At 58.4% G+C, this 25847-nt stretch carries 21 protein-coding genes; 5 read left to right on the top strand and 16 right to left on the bottom strand.

The window, feature by feature from the left end:
• Positions 1-24: 24 nt before the first annotated feature.
• The 11 genes from C0398_05795 to C0398_05745 all read right to left on the bottom strand — a co-directional run bounded on the left by C0398_05795 (position 25) and on the right by C0398_05745 (position 12905).
• On the bottom strand, positions 25-1266 hold the full coding sequence (locus C0398_05795) for an NAD-dependent dihydropyrimidine dehydrogenase subunit PreA (GenBank protein MBA4365506.1): 1242 nt from the start codon (positions 1264-1266) through the stop codon (positions 25-27).
• Entirely contained in the window at positions 1266-2531 is a 1266-nt protein-coding gene (locus C0398_05790; protein MBA4365505.1) for a hypothetical protein, read from the bottom strand. The genes C0398_05795 and C0398_05790 overlap by 1 nt, the downstream gene beginning before the upstream one ends.
• A gap of 186 nt (positions 2532-2717) precedes the next feature.
• On the bottom strand, positions 2718-3692 hold the full coding sequence (locus C0398_05785) for a peptide ABC transporter ATP-binding protein (GenBank protein MBA4365504.1): 975 nt from the start codon (positions 3690-3692) through the stop codon (positions 2718-2720).
• A 2-nt stretch (positions 3693-3694) separates the two neighbouring features.
• The gene (locus C0398_05780; GenBank protein ID MBA4365503.1) at positions 3695-4765 is read right to left on the bottom strand and encodes a peptide ABC transporter ATP-binding protein; all 1071 of its coding nucleotides are present in this window, start codon (positions 4763-4765) and stop codon (positions 3695-3697) included.
• 9 nt (positions 4766-4774) lie between these two features.
• Positions 4775-5737: a diguanylate cyclase gene (locus C0398_05775; protein MBA4365502.1), complete on the bottom strand. Its 963-nt coding sequence runs from the start codon at positions 5735-5737 to the stop codon at positions 4775-4777.
• Positions 5737-6669, bottom strand: a complete 933-nt coding sequence (locus tag C0398_05770) for a peptide ABC transporter permease (protein ID MBA4365501.1) — start codon at positions 6667-6669, stop codon at positions 5737-5739. The genes C0398_05775 and C0398_05770 overlap by 1 nt, the downstream gene beginning before the upstream one ends.
• Positions 6670-6778: 109 nt before the next feature.
• Entirely contained in the window at positions 6779-8488 is a 1710-nt protein-coding gene (locus C0398_05765; GenBank protein ID MBA4365500.1) for an ABC transporter substrate-binding protein, read from the bottom strand.
• A gap of 181 nt (positions 8489-8669) precedes the next feature.
• A complete protein-coding gene (locus C0398_05760; protein ID MBA4365499.1) occupies positions 8670-9632 on the bottom strand; it encodes an SPFH/Band 7/PHB domain protein in 963 nt (320 codons plus the stop codon).
• A 9-nt stretch (positions 9633-9641) separates the two neighbouring features.
• Positions 9642-10070, bottom strand: coding sequence for a hypothetical protein (locus tag C0398_05755; protein MBA4365498.1), 429 nt, complete (start codon positions 10068-10070; stop codon positions 9642-9644).
• 118 nt (positions 10071-10188) lie between these two features.
• On the bottom strand, positions 10189-12309 hold the full coding sequence (locus tag C0398_05750; GenBank protein ID MBA4365497.1) for an ATP-dependent DNA helicase PcrA: 2121 nt from the start codon (positions 12307-12309) through the stop codon (positions 10189-10191).
• A complete protein-coding gene (locus tag C0398_05745) occupies positions 12309-12905 on the bottom strand; it encodes a hypothetical protein (protein MBA4365496.1) in 597 nt (198 codons plus the stop codon). The genes C0398_05750 and C0398_05745 overlap by 1 nt, the downstream gene beginning before the upstream one ends.
• 204 nt (positions 12906-13109) lie before the next feature.
• Here C0398_05745 and C0398_05740 point away from each other — a divergent pair, with 204 nt between their 5' ends.
• From C0398_05740 to C0398_05730, 3 genes are all read left to right on the top strand, one after another.
• Positions 13110-13553, top strand: a complete 444-nt coding sequence (locus tag C0398_05740; protein MBA4365495.1) for a hypothetical protein — start codon at positions 13110-13112, stop codon at positions 13551-13553.
• A 132-nt stretch (positions 13554-13685) separates the two neighbouring features.
• The gene (locus C0398_05735) at positions 13686-15137 is read left to right on the top strand and encodes an IMP dehydrogenase (protein MBA4365494.1); all 1452 of its coding nucleotides are present in this window, start codon (positions 13686-13688) and stop codon (positions 15135-15137) included.
• The gene (locus tag C0398_05730) at positions 15134-16678 is read left to right on the top strand and encodes a GMP synthase (glutamine-hydrolyzing) (GenBank protein ID MBA4365493.1); all 1545 of its coding nucleotides are present in this window, start codon (positions 15134-15136) and stop codon (positions 16676-16678) included. Before C0398_05735 ends, C0398_05730 begins: the two co-directional genes overlap by 4 nt.
• A gap of 48 nt (positions 16679-16726) precedes the next feature.
• Here C0398_05730 and C0398_05725 read toward each other — a convergent pair whose 3' ends face one another.
• The 3 genes from C0398_05725 to C0398_05715 form a co-directional block, all read right to left on the bottom strand.
• Positions 16727-18283 (bottom strand): carbohydrate kinase, encoded by a 1557-nt coding sequence (locus C0398_05725; protein MBA4365492.1) that lies wholly within the window; start codon positions 18281-18283, stop codon positions 16727-16729.
• Between the two features lie 131 nt (positions 18284-18414).
• A complete protein-coding gene (locus tag C0398_05720) occupies positions 18415-20055 on the bottom strand; it encodes a hypothetical protein (GenBank protein MBA4365491.1) in 1641 nt (546 codons plus the stop codon).
• Between the two features lies 1 nt (position 20056).
• A complete protein-coding gene (locus C0398_05715) occupies positions 20057-21199 on the bottom strand; it encodes a hypothetical protein (protein ID MBA4365490.1) in 1143 nt (380 codons plus the stop codon).
• Here C0398_05715 and C0398_05710 point away from each other — a divergent pair.
• Together C0398_05710 and C0398_05705 are read left to right on the top strand one after the other, a co-directional pair.
• Positions 21160-21975, top strand: coding sequence for a hypothetical protein (locus C0398_05710; protein ID MBA4365489.1), 816 nt, complete (start codon positions 21160-21162; stop codon positions 21973-21975). The genes C0398_05715 and C0398_05710 overlap by 40 nt on opposite strands.
• 105 nt (positions 21976-22080) lie before the next feature.
• On the top strand, positions 22081-23679 hold the full coding sequence (locus C0398_05705; protein ID MBA4365488.1) for a hypothetical protein: 1599 nt from the start codon (positions 22081-22083) through the stop codon (positions 23677-23679).
• 79 nt (positions 23680-23758) lie between these two features.
• Here the strand turns inward: C0398_05705 and C0398_05700 are convergent, their stop codons facing one another.
• Together C0398_05700 and C0398_05695 are read right to left on the bottom strand one after the other, a co-directional pair.
• The gene (locus tag C0398_05700) at positions 23759-24277 is read right to left on the bottom strand and encodes a hypothetical protein (GenBank protein MBA4365487.1); all 519 of its coding nucleotides are present in this window, start codon (positions 24275-24277) and stop codon (positions 23759-23761) included.
• Complete coding sequence (locus C0398_05695) at positions 24274-25797, bottom strand: cation transporter (protein MBA4365486.1); 1524 nt, start codon at positions 25795-25797, stop codon at positions 24274-24276. Before C0398_05695 ends, C0398_05700 begins: the two co-directional genes overlap by 4 nt.
• Between the last annotated feature and the right edge of the window lie 50 nt (positions 25798-25847).

The raw sequence follows: 25847 nt of genomic DNA, 5'->3' as shown, positions 1-25847 counted from the left end.
GGGACGGAGGGGCTCGAATCAGGCCTAGCGAGTACCCTTGAATTCGAAGTAGTGGACCTTGCCGTCCAGTTCCTCCTTCATCCGGATGGCGTTTACCGGGCATACCTGCATGCACTGGCCGCACCCAGGGCACTTCTCGTCATCCACGGAGGGCTTCCTCTTCTCGGCATCCCACAGAATCGCTCTATGAGCTCCATCGCTGCAGGCTCGGAAACAGTTGCCACAGCCGATGCACGTTTCAACGTCGATGTCCGAATGAGAGTGAGGCGTGACCAGCTCTTCCTGGCCCTTGATGCTCTTGAGCGCCTTGCCGACAATGTCCAGGGGCGATGCATAGCTCTTGCGGTCCAGAAAGTCTGCAAGACCGCTCTTGAGATCTCGTATCGTGCCAAACCCATAGTGCATCGGGAGCGTACAAAACTGCACGTTGGAAGCTCCGACAGCCATCAGCTCCACCGCATCGCTCCAGGAGTAGGCACCGCCGTTTCCACTGATGGTGATGTCTACGTTGCGGGCAATCTCTGCAATGGCGCGGAGAGTGAGGGGCTTGATCGCCATGCCCGTCATCCCTGAGTATGCCCCCTCGCCAAAGAGAGAAGGGCGTGGTTCAAGCGTCTCGACGTCGACCCCGATCAGTGCGGGCACCGAGTTGCTTGCCGTGACACCATCGACACCGGCCCGCTTCAGTGCCCTTGCGATCTCGACAATATCCGTGACCTGAGGGGTGATCTTGATGAGCACGGGTGTCTCTCCGGCAGCTTCCTTGACCCAGCGAGCTACTTTCTCTGTCGCCTCGACGCTCTGTGCCAGCATGCGACCAGGGGCCTCACCCATGCTGCCCTGCGGACAGCTGAAACTGCACTCGATGAGGTCGACGCCGGCCTTCTTGAGCTGCCACACCAAAGACTGCCAGTCTTCCTTCTTTGACCCCATGATGGAAGCAGCAATCATCTTGGTCGGGAACAAGTGTTTGAGTGTTGTGACTCGCTCACAGATCTCATCGATGTGATACTGCGAGATGAGGTCGATGTTGCCCAGTCCCCACAGCTTGTGCGCAGCCGTGCCAAACGACGACATCATAGGGTATTTCAGGTTGACGGGGTTGCTCTCGACAGACGTCGTCTTGAGGACGACTCCAGCCCATCCTGCCTTCAGTCCATCGATAGCCATATCCAGCTCGTCCGTGGGCGGAGCCGCGGACAGAATGAAGGGGTTCTCGAGATGTATGCCCAGGAAATCATACGAAAGGTCGTGTTCTCGATACATCACTCGCCTCCTGCCACAAACGCGGCAATTCCCCCCGCCGCTTTCTTGCCGTCACGCACGGCCTCCACAACAGTCTGGGCACCATGAACCGCATCGCCGCCGGCATAGACGCCCGGCATGCTGGTCTCCATGCTGTCCCCTACGCTGATGAGTCCTGAGTCGCTGCGAGCGAGGCCAGGGAACACGCCCTCATCGACGCGCTGCCCGATAGCGACGACCACCGTGTCAAGTGGTATGATGAAGCTCGACCCTGGCAGGGGCTCAAACCTGCAACGGCCGGACTCGTCCTCTCCGCACAGATGAGCCTGAGTGACCTGCAGACCCTCAACATGACGGTTGCCAACAACCTTGTCGGGGATCGCCAGGAACTGATAGGTCACGCCGAGCGCCGTGGCTTCTTCGATCTCCCTCTTGAACGCCTTCAGCTCCTTGATGCCACGACGGTAGACCACCGTAACGTCGCGTGTCGGATCTTCTTCACGGAGCATGGACGCTACCTCGATTGCGACATTCCCGCCGCCGATGACCCCAACGCGGTTTCCTGCACCGCTGATTGCGCCGGATTTCATCGTGCGCAGGAGTTCACGGGCGTGATGCACGCCCGCCAGCTGAGTGCCTTCAACGTTCATGTCACTCTCACAGGGCAGTCCCGTTGCGACAAAAACGGCATCATAGTCAGCAACCAGAGGTTTCACGTCTGTCACGCGCTCCGTACGGACGTTTGCGATGAATGCGGACGTCAGGAAGCGGACTTCCCGTTCGCCGACCTCGCGCGGATAACGATGCGTGGACACTTCCTGACTGGGCACGCCACCCACCTGGCGAGCCTCGAACACGTCACAGGCAAATCCCCTGACCCTGAGCTCGCGGGCGCAGGCAAGTCCCGCAGGACCAGCCCCGATGATGGCAACCTTGCCCAGAGTGGCTTCGGGCAGCTCCATGCGATCAGATGGGTCGGTCGAGTCTGTTACGAATCGATGCAGCTCCCGGATGCACAGGGGCGCGTCTATCTTCGACCGCGTGCAGACTGACTGACAAAACGCTTCTTCGGGACAAATGCGGCCACAGGTCTCGATGAATGGATGAGCACTCTGCAGAAGGGTCCGCGCACCGTGCAAGTTCCCGCTGCGAATCGACTGAATGAACTCGGGCACTGGAACGTGCGCTGGACACTTCTCCTGGCATGGCGCATCGTAGCAATAGAGACAACGCTCGGCCTCGATGGCCGCCTGCTGTCGGCTCAGGGTCTTCTCAAATTCCTCCATTGTTCCTCCCACGTTCCATGATTACTGTCAACAACCTGCGCAGGTGGCTTGCGGGTTGTCAGAAACCGCTTCTCTTGAGTTATATGCAGATTCTCGGGTTTTCCAACCTCAGCGAGCCCTGACTGGATCCGGAGCAGACAGGGGCCGGCCTTTCGGCCGGCCCCATGAGACTTGACAGAAAGCCCGCTAGTCCACGAAGTGACAGGCGACCACGTGACCAGACCCCATGTCGCGCAGCTCAGGCTCCTGCTCAGCGCATAGCGGCTGTGCAATGGGGCACCGCGTCCGGAAGTGGCACCCGCTCGGTGGATTGATAGGACTGGGAAGGTCTCCCTTGAGCACAATACGCTGGCGCCGCATCTCAACCCGCGGATCGGGAATGGGCACCGCTGAGAGCAAAGCCTTCGTATACGGATGCAACGGATGTTTGTAGATATCCTTGCTCTCATCCACCTCGACAATCTTGCCCAGGTACAGCACGACCACGCGATCGCTGATATGCTTGACCATCGCGAGGTCATGGGCGATGAACAGATATGTCAGTCCCAGGTTCTGCTGCAGATCTTCGAGCATATTCACAATCTGAGCCTGGATACTGACATCAAGAGCTGAGATGGGTTCGTCCGCAACAATGAACTCCGGATTCATGGCCAGAGCTCGAGCGATGCCGATCCGCTGACGCTGTCCCCCAGAAAACTCATGTGGAAACCGGTTGGCGTGTTCCGGATTGAGTCCAACCGTGCGCAACAGTTCCTGAACGCGCTCCCGTCGTTCGGCAATGGTTCCAATACTGAAGATGTCCATCGGTTCTTCGATGATGTTTCCTACGGTCATCCGTGGATTGAGCGACGCATAGGGGTCCTGAAAGATCATCTGCAGTTTGCTGCGAACCTTGCGCATGGCTTCCCGCGTCAGGGCGCACAGGTTTTCGCCACAATAGGTAATGGAACCGGCCGTCGGCGCATACAAACCCACAATGGTTCTGCCGACAGTCGTCTTGCCACAACCCGTCTCACCGACCAGTCCTACCGTTTCGCCCCGTCCGACCTCAAACGAAACATCGTCGACAGCCTTTAGACTGGCCATGTGTCGCGCAAACGGTCCGCCGACATTGACCGCAAAATACTTCTTGAGATGCTCGACCTTGAGAATGGTATCCATCGCTATTCCACCTTTACAAAGCCAGGAACTGCCGGCGCAGTCGGATGGTGGAGAAAACACCGGGCACGATGCCCTTCTCCTACGATGACGAGCGGCGGTTCCTGCTCCCGGCAGATGTTCATGGCATACTTGCAGCGTGGAGCAAACTTGCAGCCAACGGGGGGAGCCAGCAGGTCCGGGGGGCTCCCTTCGATAGGGATCAGACGTTCCCTGTCCTCGGCGTCGAGGCGCGGCACGGACTTCATGAGTCCGATGGTGTACGGATGCCCGGGCTTTTCGTACAGATCGTAGACATTCGCTTCTTCAAGCATGCGTCCTGCATACATGACAACAACCTTGTCGGCCATGCCGGCTACGATGGAAAGGTCATGACTGATGATGATGCTGCTGGACTTGAGTTTCGCTTTCAACTCCTTCATCAGTTCCAGGATCTGGGCCTGAACCGTAACATCCAGCGATGTTGTCGGTTCGTCGGCAATAACCAGCTCGGGACCGCACGAAAGCGCCATGGCAATCATGACGCGCTGCCGCATACCTCCCGAGTACTGGTGGGGATAGTCACGCATGCGCTCTTCGGGGTTGGGAATGCCCACCAGGGCAAGCATGTCGACGGCCCTCTTCCAGGACTCCTCCTTCGTGGCCAGGCCATGCACCACCATGGACTCCGTCATCTGCAGGCCGATGGTCAGCACCGGGTTCAGGGAAACCATCGGGTCCTGGAAGATCATGCCGATGTGACGGCCTCGTACTCTCATCATTGCTTCGGCAGGAAGACTCAGCAGATCGACCATCCCCTTGTCGGGACCATCCTTCTCCATCCGGTCCGGCATTCCCAGCGCTGCACCATCAAACCACACGTGCCCGCCCTCAATCCGGCCGGGAGGGCTTGGGATGAGGCGCATGACGGACATCATCGTCACTGTCTTGCCGGAACCGGACTCGCCCACAATACCAACGACAGAGTCCCTTGGAACAGTCAGGGTCATGTCGTCCACGGCATGGACAACACCCGCATGGGTGTGGAAATTGGTCGTAAGGCCCTGGATGCGCATCAGAACATTGGTTTCATTCATTGCGCACCCCTACTGTCTCAGGCGTGGGTCCAGCGCGTCGCGCAGGCCGTCGCCCAGGAAATTGAAGGCAAACATCGTCAGGCTGATCGCCAGTGCTGGAAACAGCACAAGGTAGGGGTATGAACGGATGGCTTGGGTACCGTCCGAGGCAAGAACGCCCCAGCTGGCCACCGGCGCGCTGACACCCAACCCTATATAGCTGAGAAAGGCCTCGGTGAAGATCGCAGATGGAATCTGCAGCGTCACTGTGACAATGATGGGACCCATCGCATTGGGGATGAGATGCCTGAAGAGGATACGGTTGTTAGGGGCACCAATGGTCTTCGCGGCCAACGCGAACTCACGCTCCTTGAGCGACAGGATCTCGCCTCGGACGATGCGTGCCATGGGTAGCCAGTAGGTGAGCCCGATGGCAATGAATACGTTGATCAGGGGATTGACGCCTCTATCCTTGAACAGCACCGTCAGCAGAATCACGATGATCAGCGTCGGTATACCGTACAGGATATCGACGATACGCATCATGATCTCGTCGACCCGTCCTCCAAAGTAAGCGGCGATACCCCCATAGGTCACGCCGATGAGAAAGTTGAGAGTCGCGCACACGATGCCTACCGCAAGCGAGATGCGCGAACCGTACATGACACGCGTCAGCTGATCGCGTCCCAGCTGGTCCGTTCCGAAAGGATGTCGCAGCGTGGGGGACTGGAACGTGTTCTCCAGGTCCTGATCTTCATAGCTATATGGTGAGACTATCGGTCCGACGACAGCGACGACGAGCAAGGCGATAATGATCCAGAAGCCTACAACGGCCAGCTTGTTGCGGCGAATCCGGCGTATGGCGTCGCTCCAGTACGTCGTCGACCGTCCAGCAATCTGTTGCAACTCCGCAGAGTCCTTGGAGGCAGGTATGAACGAACCCGCATCAGGTGCAACACCGTCCTTGAATTGCCATGCAGTCTGCGCAGCCATCACGACACCTTCCTTTCGACGTAGCGGATGCGTGGATCAAGCCAGGCATACGTCAGGTCTACCAGGAAGTTCATGACTACCAGCAGGGCGCTGTAAAAAATGGTCACGCCCAGGATGGTCGTGTAGTCGCGGTCATTGATACTGGTGACGTAGTAGCGGCCCAAACCCGGGATTGCAAAGATCTTCTCGACAACGAAACTCCCTGTGAACACCGCCGCGATAAGAGGCCCCAGCACCGTAACGACTGGAATGAGGATGTTGCGCAGTGCATGCCGGAAAATCACGAGACGCTCGGAGAGTCCTTTTGCCCGTGCCGTCGTGATGTATTCCTGGCGCAGGACCTCGAGCATGGACGAGCGCACAAGACGTGCGATGAATGCTATCGGATACCCCGCCAGCGTAAAGGCGGGAAGGATGATCTGTCTAGCGGAACCCCAGCCAGCGGCGGGTACGACGTGCAACCCCAAGGCAAAGATGAGCATGAGTAAGACCGCCATGATGAAGTTAGGGACGGACACGCCCAGGAGAGCAACGAACATCACAAGGTTGTCCTGCCAGCCATTCTGCCTGAGTGCACCCCAGATGCCCAGCGGGATGCCGATGACGATGGCGAGAGACACCGCCACCGCTCCCAACGCGGCCGACACAGGAAATCCATCGTTGATGATGTTGTTGACCGTGCGGTTCCTGTACTTGAAACTGGGACCGAGGTCCCCCCGCAGAAGGTTCTTGATGTAGTCGACATACTGCTTCCAGACTGGATCGTCCAAGTGATATCGTTCCTCGAGGTTTTTGACGATCTCAGGTGGCAGCTTCTTCTCGCGGGCGAAGGGCCCCGATGGAAGCAAGCGCATCATGAAGAAGGTAGCGGATGCGACAATAAGGACGACCAGAATCATCGAGAGCACGCGCCGCAGAATGAACTTCAGCATAGATCCTCCAAGGATACGAAAGGGGGCGGCTCTCCAGCCTCGCAGCAGAGCCGCCCCGCTACTTTTCCTGTCTAGAACGTGTGTACGACCGTCAAGGGACCTCTGGCAGCTACCCCATGTAGGCGTTTTTCCAGTCGATAAACCCCAGCGCCGACTGATAGAAGTTCTTGATGCTCTTGCTCAGCAGCACGGGGTTCGTGTAGTAGTAGATCGGAAGGATGGGCATGTCTGTCATGAGGATCTTCTCCGCGGCATGCAGTGCCGCCATGCGCGCCTTCGGGTCGAGAGTCGCCTTGGCCTTTGCGATGAGAGCATCGTAAGCCCTGTTGCTCCAGCCAGTGTCGTTGTTTCCGCCACCCGTTACCCACATGTCCAGGAACGTGTTGGGGTCCATGTAGTCACCGATCCAGCCCGCACGGCAGACACTGTAGTTGAGGTGCGCCCGGTCATCCATGTAGACGCCCCACTCCTCGTTCTTGAGGGTGCAGGTGATACCCAGGTTCTTCTTCCACATCTGCTGGATCGCCTCGGCAATGGATTTGTGCCGGTTGGAGGTGTTGTACAGTATGGTGAAGGCAGGGAACCCCTTGCCATTCGGATAGCCGGCCGCAGCAAGTAGTGCCTTTGCCGTAGCGATATCGTTGTCCGTATAGAATTTCTCCTGGGCTGCCGTACGGAAATCGCTGCCAGGAAGCGCATCTGCAATGCCGTAGGGAACATACCCCAGCGCGGGAACCTCTCCGCCCTGAGTGATGGACTTAGTGATGCCTGCGCGGTTGATCGCCAGGAGTAGGGCCTTGCGAACGCGCACATCGTTGAACGGCTTCTTGGTGACATTGACCAGGTAGTAGTATGTTCCAAGGTAAGGAAGGATTTGTGCCTCGCCTGAGGCGACCAGCTTGGGCAGCTCTGTGATGGGTACGTCGCGCGCGGCGTCCAGCTGACCGCTCTGGAACATCGCAAGCGCAGTCGACTCATCTTCGACCAAGTAGTACGTGATCTTGGTGAGCTTGACCTTGTCCTTGTCCCAGTACATCGGGTTCTTGACAAAGACCATCTTCTCATTGTGTGACCACTCGATGAGCTTGAATGGACCGTTGGTCACGTATGTCTTGACATCGGCGGCCCATTTGTCATTCTTGCTGACAACAGCCTTGCAGACAGGCATCAGCGTAGGGAACGCTGTCAAGTTGAGGAAGTAGACGGCGGGCGACTGGAGATAGACCTTGAGCGTCTTTGCATTGAGTGCCCTGACGCCCACGTTCTTGCTGGGGTCGATCTCTTTCTTCATGTCCGGAACGGCGACTTCCTTGTCCCCTTCTTTCTTCGTCAGGGGATTGCCCTTGGCGTCGACAGCCTGGACATAGTACTTGCTGCCGACCTTGATGGACCTGTTGAACGCTTCACCGCCATACACGTAGTAGAGCTGGTAGGCATATTCGGAAGCGATCTCCGGGCTGAGCGCGCGCTTCCAGGCATACTCAAAGTCATACGCCGTGACAGGCGTCCCGTTCGTCCAGTACGCATCGCGAAGCGTAAACAGATACGTCTTCTGATCCTTGGAGATCGTCCAGCTCTTTGCGATCGCTGGCTGCGGCATATTCTTGTTGTCGATACGCGTCAGCCCATCGAAGACCTGCAGTTCGATGTTGGCTTCTGGAATGCCAGTTGTGATGGCTGGATCGATCGCAGCGGGCTCAGTCCCCAGGTTATACGTTACCTCCTGAGCAACTGCCTTTGCTGACGGTACGACCGCCAATCCGCCAAAGAATGAGACCAGGAATACCGCTATCAAGACAAGTGACAGTGCTTTCCTCATATAATAGCCTCCCCTTTCCCAACAGGATTTGTCGCACGTGCGACCACTTCCAATGGTACCAACTGGCGGAAAAAATACAACGGGGCGAGACCGACAGACCCAATCCTGCTCTTGGCCAACACTGCAACATGCAAAGGCGCCGGTCTTTACGACCGGCGCCTTTGCCAGAAGTCGGTTCGAGCTACTTGCCCTTCGCCGTCGAAACCGGCGGAGTAGTATCTGAAGAAGCGTCCTTGAAGAGTTCCTTGATGGTACCGAGACTCCCCATGAGAGCACTGCTCTCGTACGGCAGGAACACCTTGTTGGCTGGGTTTGCGCTGATGGCTTCGAGTGTCTCCATGTACTTCAGCGCCAAAACGTCCTGGGAGGCACCACCCTCGTGAATGCCCTGAAAATACGCAATCGTCGCTTGCTTGCGAGCGTTGGCGACTGTGATCAATGCCTGCGCCTCACCCTCGGCACTGAGGATTCTCTGCTGCCGATCGCCCTCGGCACGAAGGATCGCACCCTGTTTCTGTCCTTCGGCCTTGTTGATCTCGGCTTCCTTGAATCCTTCGGCTTCGAGAATAACGGCACGTTTGCTGCGCTCCGCCTTCATCTGCCGCGTCATGGCCTCGAGGATCTCGGCCGGCGGGTTCACCGACTTGATTTCCGCACGCGTGACCTTGACACCCCATGGGTCCGTGGCAACGTCGACGATCTGGGTCAGCTCGTTGTTGACATTCTCACGAGAGACCAGAAGCTCATCAAGGTTCAGACTGCCCGAGATGTTGCGAATAGACGTCATCGTGAGCTTGAGGATGGCCTCGTTGAGATTGCGTACCTCATAGACCGACTTCACAGGGTCGGTGAGATAGTAGTACAGAACGATGTCGATGCTCGTGGGAACGTTGTCTTTGGTGATGACAGCCTGGGGTGGATAGTCCCACGCCTGCTCGCGCAAGTCGACGACCGCTCTCACACTGTCGAGGATCGGGATCAGGAAATGCAGGCCGGGCTTCAGCTCTCGGCTGAATTTCCCGAGGCGCTCGACGATGACCGCCGTGCTCTGGCGAACAATCAAGATGTACCGCAACGCAAAAAGCACGACGACGGCAAACCCGACCAGCCACCAGACAATGGACCAGTTGAACGTGAATGGCATGAGTACCTCCTATTCCTTTCTTACAGTTAAGGTGACGCCTTCGATCGAGACAACGATGACCTTGTCGCCAACGGCAGCCATAGCTGCCTCATCATTGAGAATGGCTCTCCATGTCGTGCCCTTGAGTGCCACGCGTCCCGCATCACCAGCTGGGATAGCCATGACGACGCTGGCCGTCTTGCCTATCATCTCTTCAGTGTTCGTTCGCATCTTGGAGCCACCCCTCAACAAACGTGAATTGATGTAGCGCCCAACGAGTGCCATGAGCGCAAACGATACCAGGAAGAACACAAGGAACTGCACTGACGTGTTGAACCCGGCCCATGAAAACAGGAGTGCAGCAATGGCTCCGCCCGAGAACCAGACCAACAGGTAGTAGGGAAGAAAAGCGTCCGCTACTGCACACGCAATTGTCATTGCTATCCAGAAACCTATCATCAGCACCTCCCACTAACAGAAACCCATTGGCTGCGATGTGCTAGTGTCATTCTACTATCATGCACATACAGTTCAATAGAAGAACGGCGGAATCGCACGGACCGGTCGGCGACGCACATTACACTTTCTTCAGCTGGGCATACTGCGCGGCCAGCTTCTTGATGCCGACCTTCTTGAAATCGATGACGACGAACTGGTCGTTGCCATCGTAGAACACCTCCAGCACTTTGCCGACACCAAAGATGTTGTGCATGACCGTGTTGCCCTCGATGAGCTCGGGTCGCTCGCGAGACGATACTCCGGCAACCTTCTCGCTGGTCAGTTCCATCTCTTTGATGAATCGCGAGGCTTCCTGGAATCCCGAGCCGTAGTAGCTGGTGCGCTGTGTGCAGTATGTTATCGAGAGTTCCTTGCGCGCGCGTGTGCACGCCACGTAGAACAGCCGTCGCTCTTCTTCGATGTCGGCGCTGCTGTCCAATGCCCGGCGGTGAGGAAAGACTCCTTCCTCGGCACCGACGACGAACACCTCGCCGAATTCGAGACCTTTGGCTGAGTGTGCTGTAATGAGCAAGACACCTCTTCCCGTGCCCGACTTCATGCTGTCCTGGTCCTGGACCAGCGCCACCTGCGACAAATAGGCTCCCAGCGAGTGGTCCTCGCTCATCCGGTCGAACTCATCGACCGTGCGCATGAACTCCCCGAGATTCTCACGTCTCGACTGCAATTCAAAGTCGGCTTCCTCTCCTGCGTCGCTGTACTGCTCGAGAAGTCCCGACGAGGCAAACACGAAGTTGGCTGCACTGATCGCCGACTCGCTCGCCGCGCCGACGTGCACAATGAGATCGACGAATGCCTCGAGCCTATCCCTGGCCTTCCCGCTCTTGGCCTGTCCGACCCAGTCGGGCAATGCCATGAACCATGACGTGCCATGCTCTGCCGCCAGCTGCTTCAACTCGGACAGGCTCTTGTCGCCGAACCCCCGGGAAGGCCGACTCACAGCCCGCTCAAACGCAAGGTTATCGCTTGGGTTGAAACCAAGCCGGAGATACGCGAGAACGTCCTTCACCTCCTGCCGTTCGTAGAATTTCAACCCGCCGACAATCTGATAGGGGATGTTCGATGCGAGCAGTGCTTCCTCAATGGCACGAGACTGGCTGTTCATCCTGTAAATGACCGCCATATCTCGAGGATCTGCACCGCCCCGGACCAGGACGTCGATGCTCGAGGCGACGAAACCGGCTTCTTCCTCCGGCGTCAAAGCTTCGAACAGATGCACGGGGGTACCTGTTCCGTTGTTCGTCCAGAGCTTCTTTGCAAAACGTGTTCGGTTGCGTGCCACGAGGGAGTTCGCCGCGTCGAGGATGGACTGCGTCGACCGGTAGTTCTGCTCAAGCTTGACCACGGTGGTGCCTGGGTAGTCCTTCTCGAACCCAAGAATAAGCTTGCTGTTTGCTCCGCGGAACGCATAGATGCTCTGATCGTCATCACCGACAACCGTGACGTTGCCATGCATCTTCGAAAGCCGTTTGACCAGTTCGTACTGCATCTTGTTCACGTCCTGGTACTCGTCCACCAGGACATGTTCGAACTTCGAGCTGTAGTGCTCCTCGACCTCCGGACACTCATCAAATAAACGGATGACCAGCGCGATGAGGTCGTCGAAATCCAGCAGATTCCCTTGCTGGAGGCGCTTCTGATAGAGTCTGTAAACCGTCGCCGTCGCCTTCTCGATGTAGCTGTAGCCATAATCAGAGAGCTCTTCGGGACCAACAAGATTCGACTTCGCGTCGGAAATGCGATACACGATCTTCTGTGGCTCGTAGGTCTTCGGGTCCATGTTCAACTCCTTGAGGACCTGTCGTACGAGACGCGTGCGGTCATCTTCGTCGATGATGACGAACCTGTTCGTATAGCCCAGCCCAAGCTTCTCGATCTGCTCTCTCAGGATACGACCGCACAAGGAGTGAAACGTACCTATCCACAGTCCCTTGCGGGAAAGGTCAGTCCCAACGAGTGCGTCGACGCGCGAGCGCATCTCGCCTGCTGCCTTGTTGGTGAACGTAACAGCCATGATGTGCGATGGGGCAATGCCACGCTTGGCAATGAGATACGCGAGCTTGTACGTGATGACCCTAGTCTTGCCCGATCCCGCTCCCGCAAGCACCAAGCAGGGGCCCGTACATTCCTCTACGGCCTTCAGCTGCCGCGGGTTAAGGTCCCCCTTGAAATCCAGGGGCATCAGACGGCTCCGCCAACTGTTAGAGTGAGAAGCACCAGGACGCCAACTCCGATCACCGTCGGCAAGAGGTAGAGAGCAAGTGCTCTTGCCGTGCTCTTCTCATAGAAGAACCGGACCGCCAGGACTCCCATGACGAGCATGTACAGGACAGCCCCATAGGCGAAGACATCGAGGACTATGCCACTCGCGACACCGGCCATCAAGATCCCGATCACACGCAGTGCCGCTCCCACCAGCCCGGAGAAGCTGAGGGCAACATACATGTGCGGAGCCGCAGTGCGCTTCCATACAAGTTGTGCCACAGCGTCGATGACAATCACCGACAGCATCACGAGGAAGAAGGGTTCGGTCACAAACGCCCAGAACGTCCCCGGGGCTTGCTGCGCCAGGGCAATGGCGTCTGTCATCTGGCTCGTGAGACCGACGGACTTCAGGAGGCCGACGACATCCATGAGGCGAAAGCTCATCGCATCGATGACGCCTGTCAACAGCAAGGCAATCAGGGCCGCGAGTATCGACGGATGCTCACGAATCCGGCGCATGCCCTCGGCGGGGCGTCTCACAAACAGGAACAGCAGATCGATGAAATATCCCACGTCTATCTCCTTTTCATGTGCAGCGACTGCCAAAGGGCACACTCGGCAGACATCTACGTGCCTGTCACGGAGCGCATGTTTCAGTATACCCTGGAACCGGCCCCAACCAACGGCGACTGCCGCTGCCAGACGTCACACCTTGTTGACGCGCCGTGAGCTGGGCTCATACTGAAACGAGACGAGCAGACGCATCGGAGGTGCCCAGTGCTGTTCGACACGATCTTCGTCATATCGGCGGCAATCATTATCGCCCGGAACCTGTTTACCAAGCAGGGCAAGATTGGCATATCCCTTCTGGCAATCGGCCTGTCTGCACTCCTGACGGCCTCGCTGACGCCATACTACGTCAGTTTCATCAGGCTCCCGAATCAGGGCCTTGCCACTGTCGCCTACTACATCGTGACCTACCTGCTGTTGTATGTTCTGATCGCCGTTCCCGCCATCATCCTCTCGTCGATCATCAAGATCGCCATCGCAGGACTTCTGTTGGGACTGGTGACGCATTTCCTACCCGTTTCCCTGTCGGCTGCTCTCGTGGGCGAAAGCCGCGTCTACCCCCTGATGGCACCCCTGTTTGTCAGACTCCCTCCGATCGATGTCCAGGCGCTGGGAAGCTGGCTCCGCAATCTACTGCCCGGAGGCCACTAGAGGGTCTCCGGGAACCCCGGGTCGTCTCACGGTTCCTCGTTGACAACTGACCCGGCGCCCGCTAGGCTATGTTCATCGACATGCGCACTGTGGGAGCCGAGCCAGTAAGACCGCCTGCCATTGGGAGGAACTATGGATGACAAGTTCGCACGAGAGGGTCTGACCTTCGATGATGTCCTGCTGATTCCCGGAAAATCGGACGTCCTGCCGCACGACGTCGACCTAAGCACGCAGCTTACGCGCTCAATCCACCTGAACATCCCAATCGTCAGCGCTGCCATGGACACCGTCACCGAATCCACAATGGCAGTGGCAATGGCATTGGAAGGCGGCATCGGCTTCATCCACAAGAACATGTCCATCGAACGCCAGGCGGCAGAAGTCACCACGGTCAAGTCGATCTGCATACACACACCTTCCTCCATAGCTCACCTCGATCCACGGCAGACTGTTCTCGAAGCGCACGATCTGCTCGAGCGGTTCAACGTTTTCGCACTGCCACTCATGGAAGGGCACCGTCTGGTCGGCCTCGTCACTCCCTCAGATCTTGCCTTTGAAGAGCCATCGACTCTTCTCTCGCAGCTCCTTCACGTGAGCTCGAAGATCGCAATCCCACCAGGCCTGGATGCGCCCGGCCTCTCCACGCATCTTGCCAAGTGGGGGATACATGAACTTGCCTTGGCCGATACGGATGGACAATTGGCCGGTTTTGCGACAATCGACGAGATGACGCGAACACTGGCATGTCCCGAGGTTGTGACCGACGACAGGGGCAGACTGCTTGTGGGGGCTGCAGTCGGCGTGGCAACCGACTTGCTCGCTCGAGCCCGATCACTCGTCGAAGCAGGTGCTGACCTGCTGGTGCTCGACAGTGCTCACGGCCATTCTCTCGGCATCGTCAGAGCCGTAGCGCTCCTCAAACAAACATTCCCCGCCGTCCCCATCCTGGCGGGCAACGTGGCGACACCGGAAGCTGTCCGCGACCTGGTCATCGCCGGAGCCGATGCGGTGAAGGTCGGCATAGGGCCGGGCTCGATCTGTACGACCCGTATCGTAGCAGGAGTCGGCATGCCCCAGATAACCGCCATCTACGAATGCGCCCAGGAAGCCCAGCGTCATGATGTCCCCATCGTCGCCGATGGAGGCATCCGGTACTCCGGCGACATAGCAAAGGCCCTTGCGGCCGGAGGAAACACGGTCATGCTGGGCGGTCTTCTCGCCGCCACGGCTGAAAGCCCGGGCGACGTCGTCACGGCAGGGAACAAGCAGTACAAGACCTATCGTGGCATGGGATCGCTTGGCGCAATGGAGCAGGGAAGCAGCGACCGGTACTTTCAGGAGACCCGGTTCAAGCTGGTGCCTGAGGGTATCGAGGGCCGTGTTCCCCTGAGGGGATCGGTTCACGACGTCCTGTATCAGTTGCTGGGCGGTCTTCGAGCGGGCATGGGCTATTGCGGCACACCAACAATCGACCTTCTGCGAAGTGAATCCCGCTTTGTCCGAATCACAGGGGCAGGGCTGCGCGAGTCTCATCCCCATGACGTCGACATGACGAACGAAAGCCCCAACTACTGCGCAGAATGAACTCCGCAGCGAAGCACGAGCTTGTTCTCATCCTGGACTTCGGCGGTCAGTATACGCAGCTCATCGCGCGTCGAGTCCGCGAACTGCACGTTTTTTGCGAAATCATCCCGTTCGACACACCTCTCGAGACGCTGACTGCGAGGAACCCGAAGGCAATCATCCTTTCCGGTGGTCCCGCCAGCGTTTACGCCGCCTCTGCCCCTGTCTGCGACACAGCCGTTTTCGAAGTCGGGGTGCCAATCCTTGGTATCTGTTACGGAGCCCAGTTGATGGCCAACCTGCTTGGAGGGTCCGTGGAACACGCTCCAGCAGGCGAGTATGGGAAGACAACTGTCCAACTGGACGAGACTTCTTCTCTATTTCGCGGTCTTCCGGCTGAGACCTCCTGCTGGATGAGCCACGCCGACCGCATCGGGATGATTCCCCCGGGCTTCCGGATCACTGCGTCGACCCCGGCATGTCCCATTGCCGCCATGGAAAATCCAGACCGACGACAATACGGCATACAGTTCCACCCCGAGGTGGTTCACACACCCGTCGGCCGTGACGTCCTGCACCACTTCCTTTTCGAGGCGGCAGGCTGTTCAGGCGACTGGACGATGTCCGGCTTCGTAGGCGATGCCATCCAGGACATCCGTTCGCGAATAGGTGATGAGCGCGCGCTCTGCGCGCTCTCGGGAGGTGTCGACAGCTCGGTCGCAGCGACGCTGGTGCACCGCGCCATCGGCAATCGCCTCACCTGCGTGTTTGTTGATACAGGGCTGCTCAGGACCGGAGAAGGCGACCGTGTCGAGTCGGTGTTCCATCGTCGTTTCGATATGCCTCTTGTACGCATTGATGCCTCTACACAGTTCTTCGCATCGCTGAAGGGTGTCACGGAACCCGAGAAGAAGCGCAAGGCGATAGGCGCGGCTTTCATCGACTGTTTTGCTGAGCAGGCGCGTGCCATGCAGGGCATCCCGTTTCTCGTGCAGGGGACACTCTACCCGGACGTCATCGAATCCGGAAGTTCCGTCGCCAGCACCATCAAGAGTCACCACAACGTCGGCGGCCTGCCTGCAGATCTCTCATTCTCGCTCATCGAACCACTCCGTCTGCTGTTCAAGGATGAGGTGCGCGACCTCGGCCGCGCTCTGGGACTTCCGGAAGAACTAGTGGACAGACAACCGTTCCCGGGTCCTGGCCTGGGCGTCCGTATCCTTGGCGAGGTGACACCCGAGAACGTTGACATCCTGCAGCGTGCAGACGCAGTCGTCGAACGAGTGATGAGAGCGTCAGGATGGTACACGAAGGTATGGCAGTCGTTCGCTGTACTTCCCGGCATCCGAACCGTCGGCGTCAAGGGTGACGAACGGACGTATGTCCATACAGTTGCCCTTCGCGTCGTCGAAAGCAGCGACGGCATGACCGCCGACTGGGTACGGCTTCCTGCGGATGTGCTCGAGGAGATATCTCGCGCAATTACCAGTGAACTGCCTGAGGTCAACCGGGTGGTCTATGATATCACATCGAAACCCCCCTCCACGATCGAGTGGGAATAGGGTTGATGGCTGCACTCAGAATGCAGTGTCCTTGTCCGTCGTCTCTCTTCAGATGTCCGGATACCCGGTTATCTGCTGAATCTCGCGATAGAGCGGCTGCAGCGCGGGGTAGATGCGCTTATAGACGCGCGCGTACAGTTCATGGTAAACGCTGGCCACCTCGGGACGTGGAAGAAAGGTACTGTCCCAGTGAACCATATTCTTCACTGCCTCTTCATGCGTGGCATAGACGCCAATCCCTACGAAACCGTTGATGGCAGCGCCCAGACCCGACGTCTCATAGGTCTCACTTCGCACCACCGGCCGGTCGAACAGGTCTGCGGTGATCTGGCAGATCGCGTCGCTCTGCGAACCCCCTCCTGACACCATGATCCGTTTCACCTTCTGCCCGCTCTTGCGCTCGATGCGTTCGACTCCTTCGAGCAGGGCATAGCCGATGCCTTCGATAATGGCGCGGTAGACATGCGATCTGGTGTGCACGTCGCCGAATCCAATCATCGATCCCTTCGCCTCGGGCGTCTTCAGGCCGGGACCCCAGTATGGCTGAAGCATCAGACCCTGCGACCCCGGAGGTACGTCCTCCAGGTGCTCGTTCAGCACGACCTCGGGGGAAACGCCCCGGTGTTCTGCCTCCACGGCTTCGTGAGCAGCAAACTCCTTCTTGAACCAGCTCACCATCCAGTAGCCACGATAGATCTGAATCTCGGGATTGAAGCTTCCTCTGACACTGGCCGGATACGGCGGCATGAACATGATCGGCTCGAAATACCTTCGTGACGTACTCTGAACGGTCGCGGCAGTCCCGAAGCTCAGGCTGACACTCGTCGTATCGACACAGCCGACACCCAGCGTCTCACATCCCTTGTCGGAGCCGGCGGCAATGACCGGTGTTCCTTCGGGAATACCGGTCTCCCGCGCTGCGGCGGCGGATATTGTGCCCATCTGCTCACCGGCTTCCACGAGCTCGGGCACCTGGTCCCGACGTGCACTGAACATGTGCCACCGCCAGCTGCTGTCACTACGGGGCCAACTGCGTGCAGCATAGTCGAACGGGACGTGACCTATCTGCGATGCCATCGAATCGACGTACTGCCCCGTCAGTCGAAAGCAGAAGAACCCCGACAACAGCAGCCACTTGCTGGTCCGGGCCCACAACTCAGGCTCGTTCTCCACCATCCAGTTGTCTTTGCCCTGGCGTCTGGTAATCTCGACTGCTCTCGTCATCCCTGTAACCATGAACTGCAGTCGGTCCACGAGAGGCATCGGCTTGTCGCAGCGAGCCATGCGCTGGTCCAACCAGATGATGGCGGGGCGGATAGGGACTCCGCCAGCATCCATCGCAACGACCGTATCGCGCTGTGTGGTCACTGCGACGGCACCGATGCGGCTCCACGCTTCGGGCGACTCTTCCTTCAGCGCCTGCAGCGCCGTGCATGCGTCTCGCCAGTAGTCTTCGGCATTATGCTCGGCATACCCCGGCGCCGGTGAGAAATACGGTTCGAATTCTACCTTATGCTTGGCTACTAGGTGACCACCGTCGTCAAACAACAGACCTCGAACACTCTGTGTACCACAGTCGATCGCCAGAACATATCGGTCTCCCATCGCAATCCTCCCCTTCAATCAGATCCGCCAGATCTGCGGTCGCAACGTCCCGGCTCGAGTGCCGGCGACGTTCACGATGGGCCCAATACCCGTCCATCCCTTGGGGTCAGCCGTCAGATGCCTGATCTTGATCATGCGTACCGCGACAGGACCTCGGCCACCGGTGGAATGAAGTCCTTCTTGCGAGAGAGCACTCCATCGAGGACGGCATGTCCATCTTCCATGCGCACGTCAAATGCCTCTTCAAACGCCTCGGCAGGCCCGGCGACGATCAGATATGACCGCCTGCTCAGAGGATCCGTGGCCAGAAATGCCACCATGGCGAGCCCCATGCGTGCCCGCACATCCCGCATCGCCTGCTTGAATTCCGACTCCCGTTCCCGAATACGGTCGAACGAGAACACGACAGCCTGAGAGACGCCGATGCGCGTGTCGAAGAGGTCAAATTCCTTGAAGTCCCGCATCAGAACTTCTGTCGCAGGAAGACCCTTGAACATCACGGAACCGTTCTGAAGCAGCTCGAGGCCATATACTTCCGCGTCGATGCCAATGGTCGCCGCCAGTCGCCGCACAGCGCGGACGTCCTTTGGCGTGGTTGTCGAAAGGTTGAGGTTCATGGTGTCCGAGAGAATGCCCGACATCAGGAGCCCGGCTACCGACTTCGGCAGGAATACCCCGTTCTCTGTGCACAATTCAGCGACGATCGTACACGTGCTCCCGACCGGCTCGTTGTGGAAGTAGATGGGGCGGAACGTAGAGATATCGCCGACACGGTGATGATCGATGATCTCGAGGATATCGGCCTCCTCTACCCCGTCGACAGCCTGCAGCGTCTCGTTGTGGTCCACCAGGACAACCTTCTTGCGTGCAAACCGGATGAGGTCGGAACGGGTGACGATGTTCACCGGATGATGGAGAGCGTCAAGAACTACGGCACAACGTGCGGACGAATCAAGCACTGCCTTCTTTGCCCTCTCCAGTGTGTCTGTCATGCCCAGCAAGGGCACCGTCCCTTCCATGAATGCAGATACCGGGATCGATGACCAGAGAGCGCGCAGCGCCTGTGTCACCGTCATGTCCGTCTCGAGGACAAGGCTCAGATGTGACGGCCACGGCATCTCTGTTTCCGCCGTAGCGCCTCTGCCAGTGACAATGAGGGTGGAGGCGGCCGAACATGCTGCCAGGATGCCCTCGGAGGGTATCCCGTCAGAGATGATGATCGTGACGTCCTCGGACCCCGGCGCAAGACGCCCCACCGAACCAGTGACAACGAGCAATCGCCCCTTCAGCTCCGTCGATTCTCCAGTATGTACGACGATCCTGGCTGACAACTGTCGCACAAGGGTGTCAAGCTCCACGGCATACGGGAGGATGTCAGCATGTTCAAGCTGGTCGGCATACGCGGTGGCGATGTCGACGGCGTCCACAACGCCTCGTACGATCAGTGCATCGTCGACGACGGGAAGCGAATGGATATGGTGCTCCTTCATGAGAATGGCGGCCTTCCCGACGCGGGTGGAGGGAGCAACGGTCACCAGGCGCTTCCGGGGAATGTCCTGAACCTGTGGCATCAGCGATCTCAAGAGTGGCGGCACGCGAAACCCAAAGCGCTCCAGAACGAAGCGGGTCTCGTCGTTGAGTTCTCCTCCCCGGACGGCGACATAGACGCGGGAAGGGTCTGTTCGATTCTTGTAGAACGCGTAGCCGAGGGCAGAGCAGATGGAATCTGTATCTGGATTCTTGTGCCCAGTGACAATGACTTTTTGTCGCATGTCAGGTACTCCTTTCGCCCTGCACGACCTGGACCGTTCCGCAGCCAGGAGATGTCTGCGTGTCCCCCGCGGGCTGGACCGTGCGCTCTGTGCGGAGGGCCAGGTTCGTCTTGCAGAGGCTTGTCCACTGGAGCTTGTACGGTTCTTCGCCTCGCATGAAATTCAGTTCGTGGCAACCCTCGCGAAATGACTGCTCTGCAAACGATACCAGCGCGATGCGCCCAAGTGAGTACGCTGCGAACGCGGGGTCGTACTGAGTGTTCCACGTATAGACTACGCCCTCCCAGTGGAAGGCGAGCATGAATGCCAGGAGAGTGTTTCCGCTCCGCAGCTCCCCCACGCGCAGCTGGTTGCGTCGACCCATGAGTGGCAGCACTTCCCGAAGAAACTCCTGGTCCGGATGGTTGAGGAACGGACTTCGATGGCCGTCGGCTGAGCGGCGCTGATCCGATAGTGTGACAACCTCGTTCAGAAACGCGCCGTCAGCTTCTCTGCGATCGACGTACCGCAGTTCCAACCCCTCTATTCGACCACTGCTACGGTTGTTCCATCTGTTCAGCTTGTTCCGAACCTCATGCCGGAATCCCTTGCCCATCGTGGCGTAGAACGGCTCCCAGCCGGTCTCGATCGGCAGGTATGGGCATTGCACCGTCGTCTGCCACACCGCGGGGACACTGCCGGCGTCGATCACGCGGTCCAGAAGCGCCTTGTTGGGTGACTGAGCCGGGATCTCCTCGAGGTCCATTCCGTCCCACGACGAACGAAGATCCAGCAGGGCTGAGACAAGGGCTTCAGCTACGTTAGGGCGATCACGGGGCGTGATGAAGTCAGCATAGTCCGAGAGTCCCTGGCCGATGAAATGGAGGTCCCTGAATCCAGCGGCACCGGCGTCGGCATACAACGGCGCAAGACCAGCGGGCACGCCGTCCTCGCATGCTGCGATGAGCAGTAGTCGCTTGTCCGCACTGAAATGCTTCCACCATGTGAACAACCATTCGAACGTAGAATGGCATGTATTGGCGACGCTTTCCACTACCAGTCGATTCCAGAACGGTTCCAGCGACGCGAACCCCGTACTGTCCTTGATGAGTCTTGTCTCCATCAATGTTGTTCCTCTCCTGTCACCACGAGTCGCACTCAGCATCGCGGAACGTCACAAGCCAGGCATGGTCCGGTTTCACAGATACGAGGGTAGACTTGCGCCTATGCATCAGTACAGTATACATGAGAATCATCCGCGCCACTTCACTGCAAGGGGGAATGCCTGTGTTCGATCTCTACTTGTTCGACCTCGATGGAACGCTTGTTGATACACGCCGCGACATTGCAGAAGCCGTCAACCACGTCCTTCAGCTGCACGCCCGGCCAGTCGCCGATGTTGTCACCGTCATCTCGTGGGTGGGCGACGGACTGGACGACATGATGAAACGAGCCTTCCAGACTGACGAAGGGGAGTTCGTCGATGAGCTGGTGGACGACTTCCGGTCCTACTACATGGATCATTGTACCGACTTCTCGCACATCTATGAAGGCTGCTCGGAGACACTCACGTCACTCCATGAACGGGGAGCCCACTTGTCAGTACTGACGAACAAACCCCAGGATCTCTCACTCGAAATCCTGCGGCGCCTCGGAACCCTCCAGTACTTCGACCGTGTCGTCGGCCCCGGCGACGCCGACCTGCGCAAGCCAAATCCGTCCAGTCTCCTGTCCCTGATACGAGACATTGGCACCAGCAAGGAGCGAACGCTCATGGTTGGGGACTCACGGAATGACATCCTTGTGGCTCGCAACGCCGGTGTCGCTTCGTGCGGCTGCACATTCGGCTACCTTGGACGCGATGCACTGCTTGAGCTCAAACCCACCTACCTTATCGAAACCTGGCCTGGGCTTCTGCTGCTTTCAGACCCGGCAAGTTGAAGCCTGCGCCTGCCGAACTACAATGACTCCGTCAGTTCTGGAACGTGCCGCCCCGGGACTCCGGGGTTTTGCCACAATGAGCGTCCGCATGCGGGCGGGAGGAACGTGATCATGCAGCATGAAGACACAGCACTGCTTCATGTCAGGGTAATGTCGTCGCTGGGCGGATGGTGGGAACAGACAGGCAACGCCCTGTACTTGAGAAATGGAATCATCGACCGTATCGGAGGTACTGCCGAGGTTCAGGCTATGGCCTCCAGCAGGAACGCACAGGTCCTCGATTTCGCCGGTACACCTGGAGCGACATGCTATCCGGCATTTATGGATGCTCACCTGCACCTTGACCTGTATGGATTCTCGCTTATGCGGTTGAACCTGAATGGCGAAACGTCACTCGATGGGGCCCTGGAGCGCATCCGTGTGGCTGGCAGACCGGACAGCGGAGTCTGGGTCCGAGGCGATTGCTGGGACGACGAACTCTGGTCCAAGAGCCCGCATCGCCGACAGCTCGACGACCTCTACCCGAATTCGCCAGTAGTGCTCAACCGCAAAGACTACCACTCGCTCTGGCTCAACACGGCCGCTCTCAAGGCGGTTGACCTGTGGAATTCCCGCCCGTTCGGTTCTGACCTCGTTCCATGTGACACGGACGGCCCCACCGGCATCGTCCGCGACGCCGCTCAGGACTGGGTTCTTTCCCGAATTCCCGCCCCCCAGCTCGACGAACGGTTCGCTGCACTCCACAGCGCCATCAGCAGACTGCTCTCGATGGGCTTTGCCTCGTGCTGCAGCATGGACTGGGGCATTCTCCCGGAACTCGAGGCGCTGATCCCCGCCATGAGTGAAGAACCTCGCATCCGGATCTGGCAGGCCATCGGCCTCAACAACCTCGACGCGGCCGTCTCGCTCGGGCTTCGGTCCGGTTTCGGCTCGGATTTCCTCCGACTCGGAGGCATCAAGCTCTTCGCCGACGGATCGCTTGGTTCCCGGACAGCGTACATGGAGGAGCCGTGGCAGGGAGCATCCGACAACCATGGCTACCACACCTACGAATCCGTGAACTGGCTGGCCGATCGATTCCACAAGGCGGACGAGAACGGCTTGTGGGTATGGATCCACGCCATCGGCGATAGGGCCAACAAGGAGACGCTGGATGCGTTCGAACAAGCCGGCGTCGCCGCTTCCAAGGGGCATGCTCACCACCGCATAGAACACGCCCAGTTCCTGCGCCCCGAGGATGTGGAACGCTTTGCCAACCTCGGGATCACGGCGTCCGTACAGCCCTCGCATCTCGACCTCGACATCGGTAAGCTGAAGTCAGTCTTCCCCACACCGCATCCACGTTCGTATGCCTTCAGGTCACTGCTCGACAGCGGCGTGGAGCTGAACTTTGGATCCGATGCCCCCGTCGAAGACCCCGATCCACTCAAGGGCATCGCGTTCGCCGCATTCCGGACACGACCAGGCGAGCAGCCGTATCAGCGCGAGCAGTGCGTCAGCGTGCAGGAGGCGCTTACCGCCTACACCGTCGCACCTCAAAACTGCGTAGGCCTGTCTGGACAGCGAGGCAATCTCGCGGAAGGGCAGGACGCGGATGTCGTCGTCCTGTCGAGGGACATCCTTGGAGACAACGACCCACAGGCAGTACGGTCGACCCAGATCCTCGCCACGATTGTGGCAGGTAATCTCGCATTCAGAGCCTGAGCAGGGGAGGGCATGCATGGCAGGAGGCCCCGCTCACGGGGGTCTCCCTGTTTTTGCAAATGTGTTCCAATTGCGATACTCAGTGCTCGATCCGGCGAGCCGGTTTGCGGTAGTAGAGCCACATGGCCAGGCCGAGTAGGCCAGCCAGAACAAGAAACCACACGACCCTGTCGAGGCGGACAGGGTTCTCCCTGCTGGAACCAGGCGTCACGACCGTCACGTTCAACGCGTGAATATCCGTTTCGCCCTGGTGCTGGACGCACACACGGTGGAAGACCCCGGTAATAAGCACGACGTCTCCAACTGTGCGGTAGTCCTCCACATGCGCAATGACAGGCATGGCCACGTCCTTTGGCACGAACACCCCCATGGCAGTGTTGTTGCCGTTCGACAGGTTCATCCATGTACCATCATTGCGTACCATCGGGCCCTGCAATACCTCTCCCTTGAAGAACACAGTCCTCCCGTCCCACTTGTAGGAGTTTTCTACAAGTTCCGTCGTCGACAGCACGGACGGTAGTCCAGCACTTACGGGAACCGGCGCGACGATCAAGGCCACGAGCGCCACGACTGTCAGAACGACACAGAGTCTCTTCATACGGCTACCTTCCTGAGTTTCATGCTCCGGAGACTTGTGGCGATGAACCCGAACAGCGTGAATACCGACAGAAACTCCAGACGTCCCATCCACATCTCCAGCATGTACACGATTTTCAGCAGCGTGGGCATGCCAGCCTGCGTCACTCCACACGAAAGCCCGGTGTTGCTGCCGGCCGACACGGACTCGAACAGTGCATCTGCCATGGGATATCCGTAGGCCATGCCGACGATGGCACCGACAGCGTAGATGAGGACATACAGGACGACAATGACTGCCGCGCTCTTGACCACGCCGTCGCTGAGGATGTTGTCATGCAGGTGATGATAGTGCCCCGTGACGACAGCACGCTCGGGAGACAGGAGCTTCCTGATGTCGGTAGCTATGCCCTTGACGATGATACCCATGCGCAGTCCCTTGAACCCACCGCCGGTCGAAGCGGCGCTCGCGCCGATAGCCATGGCGATGGTCGTCGCAAGCATACCGAGAGGACCCCATTCGCGCACAAACGTCCGCGCGTAGATGTTGGACTGGCCAGTCGTCGTATGGCCCGATACCAGCTGAAAGAATCCGCGCCGGAACAATGCCACGGCATTCGGATAGACGCCTCGCTGCATGAGTGCCAGACACACGAGAGAAAACGTCGTCAACACCGTGATCATGAACGAGACAATCTCCACGTTGCGAAGGATCTCCCTGCGGTTGCCGCTCCAGACAGCGTAGTGCAGAGCGAAGTTGAAGGAACCCAGGATAAAAAACACCATACTGGCGATGTCCATCGCGCTGCTGTGATAGTACAGCATGTTCTGGCTGTAGGGGGCGAAACCTCCGGTGCTCCAGGCGGACATGAAAATGTAGGCACCGTGAAAGAATGCAAGATGCGGTTTGATGCCATTCGCCATGGCGATGAGTCCGAGGACCACAGTTCCAACGCTCAGGTAGATGAGGGAGATGCGCCAGATAAGGACCGCGATGTGCCGGACGTTGGGCTCGAGTTTCTCTTCCTTGCCTTCGCCGACCATGATCTTGAATGCACCGCCCGTGGAACCGATCAGGAACGTCAGCGCCAGCACGACGATCCCCTGACCGCCGACGTACGTCAGGAGATGACGCCACATGTTCAGTCCCTCGGCAATGTGATCCAGGTCCTGCAGGAGAAACATGCCGGTCGTCGTGAACCCACTCATCGTGTCGAAGCAGGCATCGAGGAACGACTTCATGTGCCCGCTCAGCATGTAGGGAACACCAGAGAGCACCATGGCGACCAGCCATGATCCCGCGGCGATGACCATCGCATGGGTGAGCCCCGGCGTGCTCCTGGTACGAGAAGCGAGCGCCAGGACGTACCCAACAAGCAGTGTGAGTGCAACGGAAATGGCAAAATCCAGAGCGGAGGCCCATTCACGAAAAACGAGACTGGTCATCATCGGAACGAGCATCAGCAGACCGACGCCAATGGTAACGAGGCCGGTATAGTACCCTATGATGCGAAAGTCCTCCCTCCAGACCCTGCGAACCATAATTTAGCGCCCCACGAAGAACAACCAGGAGATGAGAAGCCCGACCCCGA

The organism is Coprothermobacter sp. (genome assembly GCA_013824685.1).
Classification (GTDB): Bacteria; Caldisericota; Caldisericia; order Cryosericales; family Cryosericaceae; genus Cryosericum.
Note: the sequence above shows the minus strand (reverse complement) of the source record. Positions and strands in the feature narration are given on the sequence as shown.